Source organism: Pedobacter sp. 10L46_2 (assembly GCF_056395165.1).
This window is the reverse complement of sequence record NZ_JBFTIZ010000154.1, coordinates 1-11,573: the sequence shown is the minus strand read 5'-3', so window position 1 is coordinate 11,573 and position 11,573 is coordinate 1. Positions and strand designations below refer to the sequence as shown.

14 protein-coding genes are annotated in these 11,573 nt (G+C 39.1%); 12 read left to right on the top strand and 2 right to left on the bottom strand.

The annotated features are described in order from the left end of the window. A partial coding sequence (locus AC1DDX_RS16590; RefSeq protein ID WP_477622287.1) for an HAD hydrolase-like protein occupies positions 1-409 on the top strand: 409 nt, incomplete at its 5' end. Positions 410-553: 144 nt separating this feature from the next. Here AC1DDX_RS16590 and AC1DDX_RS16585 read toward each other — a convergent pair. Next, entirely contained in the window at positions 554-1,003 is a 450-nt protein-coding gene (locus AC1DDX_RS16585; protein ID WP_337718196.1) for an SRPBCC family protein, read from the bottom strand. A gap of 238 nt (positions 1,004-1,241) precedes the next feature. Here AC1DDX_RS16585 and AC1DDX_RS16580 point away from each other — a divergent pair, with 238 nt between their 5' ends. The 4 genes from AC1DDX_RS16580 (at position 1,242) to AC1DDX_RS16565 (ending at position 4,195) form a co-directional block, all read left to right on the top strand. Beyond that, positions 1,242-2,096 (top strand): SDR family NAD(P)-dependent oxidoreductase, encoded by an 855-nt coding sequence (locus AC1DDX_RS16580; protein WP_477622286.1) that lies wholly within the window; start codon positions 1,242-1,244, stop codon positions 2,094-2,096. Between the two features lie 116 nt (positions 2,097-2,212). Beyond that, positions 2,213-3,016, top strand: coding sequence for a helix-turn-helix domain-containing protein (locus AC1DDX_RS16575; RefSeq protein ID WP_477622285.1), 804 nt, complete (start codon positions 2,213-2,215; stop codon positions 3,014-3,016). Further along, complete coding sequence (locus AC1DDX_RS16570; RefSeq protein WP_337718193.1) at positions 3,013-3,801, top strand: SDR family oxidoreductase; 789 nt, start codon at positions 3,013-3,015, stop codon at positions 3,799-3,801. Before AC1DDX_RS16575 ends, AC1DDX_RS16570 begins: the two co-directional genes overlap by 4 nt. A 43-nt stretch (positions 3,802-3,844) precedes the next feature. Continuing rightward, positions 3,845-4,195, top strand: coding sequence for a DUF2200 domain-containing protein (locus AC1DDX_RS16565; RefSeq protein ID WP_337718191.1), 351 nt, complete (start codon positions 3,845-3,847; stop codon positions 4,193-4,195). A gap of 24 nt (positions 4,196-4,219) precedes the next feature. Here AC1DDX_RS16565 and AC1DDX_RS16560 read toward each other — a convergent pair whose 3' ends face one another. Beyond that, positions 4,220-5,263: a serine hydrolase domain-containing protein gene (locus tag AC1DDX_RS16560; protein ID WP_337718190.1), complete on the bottom strand. Its 1,044-nt coding sequence runs from the start codon at positions 5,261-5,263 to the stop codon at positions 4,220-4,222. Positions 5,264-5,475: 212 nt separating this feature from the next. Between AC1DDX_RS16560 and AC1DDX_RS16555 the strand changes: the two genes are divergently transcribed. The 7 genes from AC1DDX_RS16555 to AC1DDX_RS16525 all read left to right on the top strand — a co-directional run. After that, a complete protein-coding gene (locus AC1DDX_RS16555) occupies positions 5,476-5,823 on the top strand; it encodes a winged helix-turn-helix domain-containing protein (protein WP_337718188.1) in 348 nt (115 codons plus the stop codon). A gap of 161 nt (positions 5,824-5,984) precedes the next feature. Beyond that, complete coding sequence (locus AC1DDX_RS16550; RefSeq protein WP_337718185.1) at positions 5,985-7,055, top strand: cytochrome-c peroxidase; 1,071 nt, start codon at positions 5,985-5,987, stop codon at positions 7,053-7,055. Between the two features lie 25 nt (positions 7,056-7,080). Next, positions 7,081-9,069 carry a TonB-dependent receptor plug domain-containing protein gene (locus tag AC1DDX_RS16545; RefSeq protein WP_477622284.1) on the top strand — a complete coding sequence of 663 codons (1,989 nt, stop codon included), beginning with the start codon at positions 7,081-7,083 and terminating at the stop codon, positions 9,067-9,069. 1 nt (position 9,070) lies between these two features. Further along, a complete protein-coding gene (locus AC1DDX_RS16540; protein WP_337718181.1) occupies positions 9,071-9,580 on the top strand; it encodes a molybdopterin-binding protein in 510 nt (169 codons plus the stop codon). A gap of 4 nt (positions 9,581-9,584) precedes the next feature. Beyond that, positions 9,585-10,331 (top strand): molybdate ABC transporter substrate-binding protein, encoded by a 747-nt coding sequence (modA, locus tag AC1DDX_RS16535; RefSeq protein WP_337718180.1) that lies wholly within the window; start codon positions 9,585-9,587, stop codon positions 10,329-10,331. An 11-nt stretch (positions 10,332-10,342) separates the two neighbouring features. Then, positions 10,343-11,014, top strand: a complete 672-nt coding sequence (gene modB / locus AC1DDX_RS16530; RefSeq protein WP_337718178.1) for a molybdate ABC transporter permease subunit — start codon at positions 10,343-10,345, stop codon at positions 11,012-11,014. Next, positions 11,011-11,573: ABC transporter ATP-binding protein (locus AC1DDX_RS16525; protein ID WP_477622283.1), on the top strand; the 563-nt coding region annotated here is incomplete at its 3' end. The genes modB and AC1DDX_RS16525, both read left to right, overlap by 4 nt.

Sequence of the window (11,573 nt, the reverse complement as noted above, 5' to 3'; positions counted from 1 at the left end):
ACATTATACCTGCCCAGCCCCTTTTCAGGGGATTAAAGAGTTACTCGAAAGCTTGCAAAATAAAGGCGTACAACTGGCCATGGTTACTGGAAAGGGTAAGTACAGCACAAAAATTTCGCTTGAACAATTTGGCCTGTCAGAATACTTTGATGTGTTAGAAACCGGTTCGCCAGATGGCCCTAATAAAGTGAACGGTATCAGATCTGTGTTAAAGCGTTTTAAGGCCGAGGCCGAAGAATGTCTGTATGTTGGTGATGCACCAAGCGATATAGTTTACTGTAAGGAAATTGGCATCCCCATTGCAGCAGCAGCTTGGGCAAGTACTGCCGATATTACTGCCTTGCAAGCACTAAACCCCGAATGGTTATTTAAATCAGTAGAGGGATTTCAAAGTTGGGTTTTAGATTAAACTCATCATCATGCTGAGGGTCCAGCCTTAGAAAAACGTTCCTTTTGTGACCGATCGTTTCTGATCAACTGCTTTTCCCGTCAGCCATATTTGACGATTACCAATTTTCACTAAAATTGATTCAGTGGTTTGAACCGGAGCTAATCAAGCATCCGGTATTTCAGGTTCTACCAACTTAATCAATTTTTCAATCGATTCCTGCCAACCCAGATAACACATTTCGGCTGGTATTACTGCAGGAATCCCTTCTTGCAATACTTTTAGCTCCGTACCTACCGATGTTTTTTGAAACCAAACAGAAGTGGTCATTACTCCTGGCAGGTTTGGATCGTCAAATTTATCTGTGTATTTCAAAAACTCACTTGGTTTAACCTCTACGTATTCTCCACCAAATGAATGGCCATTACCAGTTGTGAAATTTTGAAACGACATTCTAAATGTACCACCTACCTTAACATCCATACTGTGTACAGTACAAAGGAAACCATAAGGTGGTAACCACGAAGCGATAGCCAAGGCTTCGGTGAAGGCACGATATACCTTATCAGGCGATGCCTTAATAACTCTGTGCAATGAAACTTTGTTGTCTGACATAAGAGTAGTTTTTAGTATTGATTTATGTTTATGTTAATTTTCTTTAACAAAGATGCACGTAAAAATAGGTATTGATCAGGGGCATATACGACAATTTCACGACCAATTTGCGACATATTAAGCATTATCGCCTTAGGTCTGACATCCTCATTTTGGCTACAAAAACCCTCAATTAGCCTACGAGGAGGCAATGCTATCTGTTGACCTTTGTTGTATCATTTATTTAAAATATAAAATCATGACACATCAAAAAGATCATTCAAATGCAAACAAAGTTTGGTTCATCACGGGCACTTCCAGAGGTTTTGGGCGCGTTTGGGCTGATGCAGCGCTAAAACGTGGCGACAAGGTTGCAGCTACTGCACGCAATTTGGAAAGTATTGCAGACCTGAAGGAAAGGTATGGTGAAAATGTGCTGACTTTAGAACTTGACGTAACAAATTCCGAGCAGGTAAGGGCTACAGTGGAACAAGCTTATAAGCATTTCGGCCGACTCGACATTGTGTTGAACAATGCCGGCTATTCATTGGTAGGAACTATTGAAGAAGCCAGCACATACGATATTCGCGCACTTTATGAAACCAATGTTCTTGGCCCTGTTGCCRTTATACAAGCCGCTTTACCATTACTTCGGAAACAAGGATTTGGTCACATATTGGGAACATCTAGTAATCTGGGCCATGTTACCCTACCGGTTATCGGTTACTATAGTTCATCAAAATGGGCATTTGAAGCCATACATGAAAGCCTTGCCGAAGAAATTAAAGCCTTTGGCATCAAGGTAACTATTATAGAGCCAGGCGCTTATGCTACTGAATTTGGTAGTAAGGATTCATTGAAGTTTGCACAAGGAATGGAAATTTACACAGAATTTAAAGCAACATTTTTTGAAAGCCTAAGCACCATGGAAAGAGGCGATCCGAATGCGACTCCAGATGCGCTATTCAAAGTTGTAGATGCAGAAAATCCGCCACTACGGCTCTTCCTCGGTAGCCAATGCCTGCCATTGGTGCGTGATATTTACAATGAGCGTTTAGCTGTCTGGGAAGAATGGGAAGAAGTCTCTAGTTCCGCACAGGGATCCTCAAAATAATGCAATCTAAAATAAGATAACTTGTTAAAGCAGGAATGATAATCGATATTTAGCCAACCATTGGTTATCATTTCAATTGGCGATGAAAAAGAAAGAAAACAGGTCCTCACTCACAGATGGAAGTGGTTAGACCTCTTCAAAATCATGTAATCGGTTTCTATAAAATATCATACAAACCCAGGCTTGGCGGGAGGTTAAAATATGGACAGGGTTATTATGATTTTGATGAGGGTGGTTTATTGTTCATTTCGCCCGGCCAGGTTATTGGCAGCGAAGATGATGACGATATTGTATGTTCTGCATATACTTTGCTCATCCATCCGGATTTCTTTTTAGGTTATCCACTATCTAAAAACGTAAAGCAGTATGGCTTTTTTTCTTATTCAACGAACGAAACCTTACATCTTTCAGAAGAGGAAAAAGCAACGGTCATAGAGGTTTTCAAAATGATTGAAAATGAGCTGAACAGCCGGATCGACGACTTTAGCCAGGATGTGGTGATTTCTCAGATTGATTTATTGCTAAACTATGCCAATCGTTTTTATAAACGCCAGTTCATTACCAGAAAAGCAGTAAACAGTGACTTGTTACAACAATTGGAAAGGATATTAGACACTTATTTCACAGATGAAAGATCTTTAAGCGAGGGTATTCCTACTGTTCAATATCTTGCCGAAACACTAAATCTATCACCCAGTTATTTAAGTGACATGCTGCGCTCCCTAACCGGACAAAATGCACAGCAGCACATCCATCAAAAGCTTATAGAAAAGGCGAAGGAAAAACTATCTACCACTAACTTATCCGTAAGTGAAGTTGCTTATGCGTTAGGTTTTGAACATCCACAATCGTTCAGTAAGTTGTTTAAAACAAAAACCAACTTATCGCCATTAGAATTTAGAAAGTCATTTATATTATGAACATTCAGCTAACATCAAAAAATGCGCTGGTTGGCGCAAGTACTCAGGGATTAGGACTTGCTATAGCAGAGGAACTGGCTAAATGCGGGGCCAATGTAACCTTAATGGCCCGTAATGAGGCCAAACTAAAAGAAATCACTTCCCTTCTGCCCGTGGTGCACGAAAATCAGGTTCATCAGTATCTTGTTGCCGACTTTTCAGATTTTGAAAAATATCAAATAATCATTTCTGATTTTTTCAAGAACCATACCGTCGATATTTTGGTGAACAACACCAACGGTCCGAAAGCGGGAACCGCATTAAACCAAGACGTCAAGTCCTATCAGCAGGCCTTTGACCTTGTATTCAAAACAGTTTGCGAAACAACATCACTGGCGCTACCCCACATGATTAAACAAAAACATGGTCGCATTATAAATGTGTCTTCCATTTCTGTAATAGAACCAATAGATAATCTGGTGCTTTCGAATGCTATTCGATCTGCAACTGCAGCCTGGGCCAAAACACTATCTAATGAAGTAGCAAAACACCATATTACCGTCAATAATATTCTAACAGGCTATTTCGATACCGAAAGGATAAATGACCTTATTGATAAACAAGCAATCTCAAGTGGTCAAACGGTTTCTGAAATCAGGAAAGGAAGAGAAAACGAAGTTCCGATGAAAAGGCTTGGTAAATCTGAGGAATATGGTTATTTAGTGGCTTTTTTGGCATCAGAATATGCTTCATATCTCACGGGAGCAAGCATCCCACTTGATGGTGGCCTTGCTAAGTCATACTAACAACCCTAATAAAAAACAACTTTGAGAATTAATAACAGATAAAATGGACAATACAAGAGTATATAAAATGTCTTTTGCGAGCGTTTATCCGCATTACATTCAAAAAGCGGAGAAAAAAGGACGCACAAAAGAAGAATTAGATGAGATCATATTTTGGCTGACAGGATATGACAAACAATCCCTGCAACAACTCATCGACAACAAAACCAATTTTGAAACTTTTTTTGCTCAGGCACCGCAAATAAATCCAAATGTTTCAAAAATTACGGGTGTAATTTGCGGTTATCGTGTGGAAGAAATCGAAGACCAACTCATGCAAAAGATACGTTATTTGGATAAGTTAGTTGACGAATTGGCAAAAGGAAAGGATATGGAAAAAATTTTAAGGAAATAAACAGATTCAGACTTTGTTTCACCATCATTTACCACTCACTAAAAACTCATTTAATCTTTTAGTTAATTCATTTTGTTTGATGCAATTCATGAAATAAACAACTCCGATTTTCGAATCCTTGTAAAACTCAAATATTGATGTAAAACGATCATCATTATTCCCGGGATGAAAATATTTCACACCATATGGCGTTTGCTCTGCAAATATCCCAAGGCAAGCCGATATTTTTGTCTTCATTTCCGCCGTATCGAGCTCCAATTGTGGAGCAGACATTGATTGGAAAGTACTGTTAGCGGTGTCGCTTTCTTTCATTAATTGAATCACAAACTTAGCATAGTCTTTAGCATCGGTGTATAAACTATAAGATACATAAGGTTGTAGATACAAATCGTTTTTACCCCAGGTTTTATTGTCTTTTAAACCATCTGTCAAATGTTTTTTAACATATTCAGTATAGGTCAAATAGGAATTTTTAATCGACAACGGATTAAATACATATTCCTTAATAAGCTCATCTGTATTCTTCCCCGTTAAATGCTTTACTACCTGTCCGAGATATTCAAAAGCTTCACCCGAATAGCCAAATTTGCTACCAGGAGTAAAGTTAATAGTTAATTTATTGTTTTCCCGCCAATTAGGAAACCCCGTAGAATGGTCTAAAACCATCCTCGCTGTTATGAGCTTATAACGTTCATCGGAACTGATATCATCATAAGGATAATATTTATACAACGGCGTATCTAAACTCAATACACGTTCTTTAACAAGTTTAAGAACGGCATATGCAAATACAGTTTTGGTCATTGACGCTGCTTCGAAAATCGTATTGTTATCCACACGTCCATGTTCAGCATTTCTAACCCCCGTTGCCTTATAATACACTATTTTATTGTTTTTTATGAATGCGATGGACAGTGCAGGTATTTTAAGCGAATCCATTTGTTGCTGGATAAATTTATCGATTGCCGTACTTGATAAATTTTCCCCCTTCAAGGTTTTTATCTGAGCATTTAAACTCTGAGTAACACAAATACTTACAAGCAGTAACAAGATTTTCAAGCTTTTCATATCTTAATTGAATTGGGGTTTTAATATAAGATGATAAATCACTTACGAAGGTTACAAGATTATTATATTAAATTTATATTCGTTTTAAATACCACACCATGGCACCCGCCATATAGCAACATCATTGCATCAATATATAGCTTTCCGATTCTATAATTGCGGAATAGGCACTATGACTGTACTTTTTGTTATATTTAAAGTTCAAGATTAATATGAACGGGCAAACGAATTTTAAGTTAAACGGCCGGATTTGGATCGAAACTCCAACAGGAAAAGTATTAGGCCACGGCAGAGTAGAGCTATTAGAACGCATTCATGCCAGTGGCTCACTTCGACAGGCTGCCCTACAAATGAAAATGTCGTACAAACAGGCCTGGGATTTAGTGCAGCATATAAATGGACACTTTGATGATGCTCTTGTGGTCCTATCGAGGGGCGGTACAGGTGGCGGAAAGGCAATTGTTACTGAAAAAGGGCTTGATATGATTGCAGAATTTAAAAAACTACAGGAAAAATTCACCGAATTTCTTAAACAGGAAGAGAATTCTATAAAAATATAGCTATTACCAGTATCGGACACTACAATATATGATAAAAATCATATAAAACACAAATAGTTATTGATTTGCCATTGACAAATGCGGCATTCATCCTATATTTACCGTTATACTTTAAAAAATATAACGATAAATATAGAACTTTCAGACGCATATCAATAAACATGAATGATTTTTACAAACTTTTAGCTTGCGTTATTGGATCATTCTTTTTGTTGCTCCGAATTTTTGCACCTAACCCCTCCCCTTATCAGTTCACTTATCCAGCTAATTTCGGTAATCGCATTACCATTCCCTCAGATAATCTAACTACCAAAGAAGGTGTGGGCTTAGGGCGTAGGCTATTTTATGAAACGAGACTCTCGGCAAACAATAAATTATCTTGCGGCAGCTGCCATGAACAATCTAAAGCTTTTACCGATGGAAAATCTTTCAGTGTAGGCGTAGACGGAGCTTTAACCAGCCGAAATTCTATGGCTTTGGTTAACCTACTTTGGGCACGCAAGTTTTTTTGGGACGGGCGTTCGGTTGGATTGGAAGAGCAAGCTGTATTTCCGTTAACAAATCCACATGAAATGGGTCAGGCATTAGATGTGTCTGCTCATAAATTAAGAAATACGGATGTGTATCCATCTTTGTTTAAAAGTGCATTTGGTGATACAGCTATCACTCCTTCAAGAATCACAAAAGCCATTTCGCAATTTGAAAGAACCCTTATATCTGCAAATTCATTGTATGACAAGTATCTGAAAAAGGAATACCAGCCCTCTCCCATTGAACTGGAGGGAATGAATTTGTTTATGACCGCACCCCAACCTGACCGAAAAATACGAGGTGCAGATTGTGCCCATTGCCATGGAGGGGTAAAAACCTATATGGAATTGTTCCATAACAATGGATTAGATAACGTCTCTAAAGATAATGGCATACAAGCCATTACCGGGTTGGACTCTGATCATGGCCGATTTAAAATCCCAACCTTAAGGAATATAGCGCTGACCGCCCCTTACATGCACGACGGTCGTTTTATTTCATTGGAGCAGGTGCTTGATCATTACAGCGAACATTTGGAAACCAAACACCTCAGTCCCTTCTTAAAAGGTGTATCAAATAGAAAAAACGGTACAGGTCTTCAACTTACTATACAGGAAAAGAAGGCTGTTATTGCCTTTTTAAATATGCTTACCGACTCATCATTTGTAAACAACCCCGAATTTTCAAATCCGAATTTATAAACCAACCAATTAACCATCAAACTAAATGCCTAAAACCTACTTATCCTTACTCTTTTTAGCACTCTCCTTGAGTGCCGCAGCCCAATCAGACATCAAACCAACCGACACATTGCCCATCACTAAAAGGGTATTCAAATTGGGGGAAGTGCAGATCAAGGGAAAAACCGAAAATGAAACCAATACGGTAAACAGTGAAAAAATTGAAGCGAATAACAAACTTGATGTTTCAGGTGCTTTGAACCTATTGCCAGGAGTTCATTTAACCAAGGTTGGGGCCAGAAATGAATCTGTTGTGCTGGTTCGCGGTTTTGATTTGAGGCAGGTTCCTGTTTTTATTGATGGAATTCCTGTATATGTGCCTTATGACGGATATGTAGATCTGGGCCGCTTTACTACTTTTGATGTTTCACAAATCAGTGTCTCCAAAGGTTTTTCATCAGTTACCTATGGCGCAAACACACTTGGTGGTGCGATCAATATTGTATCGAGGAAACCGGTAAATAAACTTGAAATTGATGCGCGTTCAGGATTTATGAGTGGAGATGGGCATCGTTTGAACCTGAATGCAGGATCAAATTTTGGTAAGTTCTATTTTCAGGGAAGCATCTCACAGTTAAAGCAACAGGGTTTTCCAGTTTCTAAGGACTTCGTTGCCAAACCAAATGAAGACGGCGGTAAAAGAGAAAATGCATATCGTGAAGATGTAAAATATTCATTTAAGGTGGGGTTTAYGCCAAAAGCAGGTGATGAGTATGCATTCAACTATGTGAAACAAGATGGCCAGAAGGGCAATCCCCCTTACGTGGGTGATGATGCTAAAATTACTCCACGTTTCTGGCAATGGCCTTACTGGGATAAAGAAAGCTACTACTTTTTATCAACCACAGGCATTACTAAAAACAGCGCCATAAAAACACGTTTGTATTATGATAAATTTGGCAACCTGTTGAGTGCTTTTGACGATAATACCTACACTACTCAAAAGAAAGGCTCTTCTTTTCAGAGTATTTACAAGGATGATACCTACGGCGGGTCATTAGAATATAATAATCAATTAAGTACTACACATTTTTTAAGTGCGTCGGCTCAATTCAAAAATGATCGTCATAAGGAATACAATATAGGCGAACCTATTCGTACTACCAGAGACTATACGGCTTCTGTAGGATTGGAAGACTCCTATCAGGTAAACGAACAGTTAGTATTGCTGCCGGGTATAGGGGTTAATCTGCGCAGCAGCCTTGAGGCTCAGAATTACAATTCAGCCACTAAGGAAATCACTAACCATCCTAAAAATGACAATTATGCTTTTAATGCCCAGCTCGGTGCAGTTTACCAGTTAAACGAACAGCATAAATTGAATGCATCTGTTGCACGAAAAACGCGTTTCGCAACCATAAAAGACCGTTATTCGTACCGTATGGGAACTGCCCTCCCTAACCCGGATCTGAAATCGGAAGCAGCTTTGCATTACGAAACCGGTTATTCCGGAACCTTTATTAATAGAATTCAGGTTGGCGCGAGCCTCTTCTATAGCCGTATTACTGATGCCATTATGCAGGTAAGTAATGTGCAACCCAATGTATCTCAACTCCAGAATACAGGTAAAGCAGAATTTTACGGTTCAGAGTTCTCGGCTAACTACATGATCCTTAATGGGTGGAATGCCGGAGCGCAATACAGCTATTTGCACCGTGCAAATCTGAGCAATAAAGGACTCAAATTTACAGATGCTCCAGATCACAAAGTTCTGGTATCTTCAGGTTACCAGTTCAAAAATATAGCTTCGGTACTGGCCAGCATGGAATACAATTCTTCGCGCTATAGCACTAGCTATGGTACTAAAGCAAGTGAATTTGCAGTTGCAAACTTTAGCGCGCAAGTTAAAGGATACCGCTGGATTTCTATTGAGGCAGGCGTGAACAACGCTTTCGATAAAAACTATGCAATTAGCGAAGGCTTTCCGGAAGCAGGCAGAAATTACTTTGTAAATTTAGTATTCAATAATCTTTAATATGAAATCCTATAAAATAATACTCCTTGCTTCCCTATTTATTGCCTCGCTGGCGTCAAACAAATTGTTTGCTCAAACTGATGCAAAACAGTTATCGGCAGTTATCGAAGGTGAGGTGAAAACCAAACTGGTATTAACTCCTGCTGACGTAGATAAATTACCTAAAACCACTATTACCCAGAAAGACCGGACAGAAAAAGAACATACCTATACCGGCGCTGAACTTGGCCTTGTGCTTAAAAATGCGGGAGTGACCTTAGCCGAAGAATTAAAAGGCGAAAATCTGACCAAATATCTGCTGGTAGAAGCCAGCGATGGTTACCAGGTCCTTTTCTCATTGCCTGAAGTTGATCCTGCATTTTCTTCGCGTAAAATTATTCTGGCCAACAGAAAGGACGGCGCCTTATTATCAGCAGATGAGGGCCCGTTCCACATCATCATTGAGGGTGAAAAAAGGAAACCGAGAAACGCGAGACAGGTTATTTCAATAAAGGTTAAATTTGCCAATTAACAGGATGAAAAAGCTATTTCTATTTCTGCTTTTAGTGTTGTCGTTGACAACACATGCGCAACCTTTAAGAGTTGCTGTAGCTGCCAACGCACAATTTGTAATAAAAGCCTTGCAGGCAGATTTTAAAAAGAAAACCGGAATTGAAATAGAGGTTATTGCAGGTTCTTCGGGAAAGCTAACTGCTCAAATAAAGAACGGCGCACCTTATGATGTTTTTCTTTCTGCTGATATGGATTTTCCAAATGCTCTTTATAAGGAAGGTTTCGGAACTAACCCACCGAAAGTGTATGCCTTAGGCAGTTTAATTGTATGTAGCACTTCAGATCTGGAATTGAAAAACTGGCGGAGCCTGTTAACTACCAACAAAGTAAACAAGGTAGCTGTAGCTAATCCTGTACTAGCACCTTATGGAAAGGCAGCAGAACAGGCCTTGCGTCATTACAGGTTATGGAACAAGATCAAAGATAAAATGGTACTGGGAGAAAGTATCTCGCAGGTGAACACCTATATTTCTGCAGGAGTGGCTAGTGTTGGTTTTACAACAGAAGCATTGATATACGAAAGGCCCGATGCTGCAAAACTCAAATGGGTGAAGGTTGATCCTAGAGTTTATGATGAAATAAAACAAGGAATGCTTATTCTTACTCATGCCAAAAAGGGGAATTACGATAAAGCTTCAAAGTTTTTCAGTTACCTTCAATCGCCCGCAGCTAAACAGCTTTTTAAGAAGAATGGGTATAGAATTCCGTAAGTTTAAAAAGAATGGATTTAACACCTATATTCCTTAGCCTAAAACTTGCCTGTGTGACAACGTTAATCCTTTTTGTGATTGGCTTGCCCATAGCTTATTGGCTATCTGGCCGTAGTTCCATCCCTAAGCTAATCATTGAGGCAATAATTACCATGCCATTGGTGTTGCCTCCTTCAGTGCTGGGATTTTATCTGTTACTGGCTTTTAGCCCTAAAAATGCTTTGGGAGAATGGCTGCAGGAACATTTTAATATACACCTGGTATTTTCATTTGAGGGCTTAATCTTAGCGTCGGTTATTTATAGCTTACCCTTTATGGTGAGTCCGGTAAAATCGGCTTTTATACATTTGCCTACCTCGATTAGAGAAGCATCCTATACCATGGGTAAGTCAAAGTTTGAAACCCTTTGGCATGTATTATTACCCAATATCAAATCCTCTTTGCTAACTGCGGCTGTGCTTACTTTTGCTCATACCTTAGGAGAATTTGGTGTTGTTTTGATGATTGGCGGAAATATTCCAGGTGTAACCAAAGTTGCCTCGATCGCCATTTATGATTCGGTAGAAAGTATGGATTATGCCAATGCAAATTACTACTCCCTGATTCTGTTTTCAATCACTTTTGTAATAGTCCTGACTGTTTTTATTTTGAATAGAAAATCTGCAAAAAGCCCGCTTGAATGATAGAAATTAATATAAAAAAAAGAGTTAGAACCTACAATGGAACTAATCTGATTCAGGTAAAGGCTTCATTTCATCATCGGCACATTACCCAGATTATTGGTCCTTCTGGATCGGGTAAAACAACGCTCTTAAAAATTATTGCCGGTTTGATTAAACCGGAAGAAGGAAAGATAACGGCGAACGAGAATGTGTGGCTTGATACCAAAGCCAACAGGAATCTGGAACCTCAGAAACGTAGTGTAGGCTTTGTATTTCAGGATTATGCCTTGTTTCCAAATATGACTGTTATAGAACACCTTCAGTATGGTTCAAACGATGCTCAATATATTGACAGGTTAATAGCGATAGGCAGGCTTGACGCTTTTAGAACACATAAACCCAAGCATCTGTCAGGTGGCCAGCAGCAACGCCTGGCTATTTTAAGGGCTTTATCTACAAAACCTAGTCTATTACTAATGGATGAGCCTTTTTCGGCTTTAGATAATGTGCTCAAAAAGGATGTAATGACCGACCTGAAAACTTTATTTGATGAGTTAAAAATCACCTGTTTGGTTGTAAC

Coding starts and splice junctions, on each gene's coding strand:
- AC1DDX_RS16585 (WP_337718196.1), bottom strand. CDS start 1,003: ATGTCAGACAACAAAGTTTCATTGCACAGAGTTATTAAGGCATCGCCT.
- AC1DDX_RS16575 (WP_477622285.1), top strand. CDS start 2,213: ATGGAAGTGGTTAGACCTCTTCAAAATCATGTAATCGGTTTCTATAAA.
- AC1DDX_RS16570 (WP_337718193.1), top strand. CDS start 3,013: ATGAACATTCAGCTAACATCAAAAAATGCGCTGGTTGGCGCAAGTACT.
- AC1DDX_RS16565 (WP_337718191.1), top strand. CDS start 3,845: ATGGACAATACAAGAGTATATAAAATGTCTTTTGCGAGCGTTTATCCG.
- AC1DDX_RS16560 (WP_337718190.1), bottom strand. CDS start 5,263: ATGAAAAGCTTGAAAATCTTGTTACTGCTTGTAAGTATTTGTGTTACT.
- AC1DDX_RS16555 (WP_337718188.1), top strand. CDS start 5,476: ATGAACGGGCAAACGAATTTTAAGTTAAACGGCCGGATTTGGATCGAA.
- AC1DDX_RS16550 (WP_337718185.1), top strand. CDS start 5,985: ATGAATGATTTTTACAAACTTTTAGCTTGCGTTATTGGATCATTCTTT.
- AC1DDX_RS16540 (WP_337718181.1), top strand. CDS start 9,071: ATGAAATCCTATAAAATAATACTCCTTGCTTCCCTATTTATTGCCTCG.
- modA (WP_337718180.1), top strand. CDS start 9,585: ATGAAAAAGCTATTTCTATTTCTGCTTTTAGTGTTGTCGTTGACAACA.
- modB (WP_337718178.1), top strand. CDS start 10,343: ATGGATTTAACACCTATATTCCTTAGCCTAAAACTTGCCTGTGTGACA.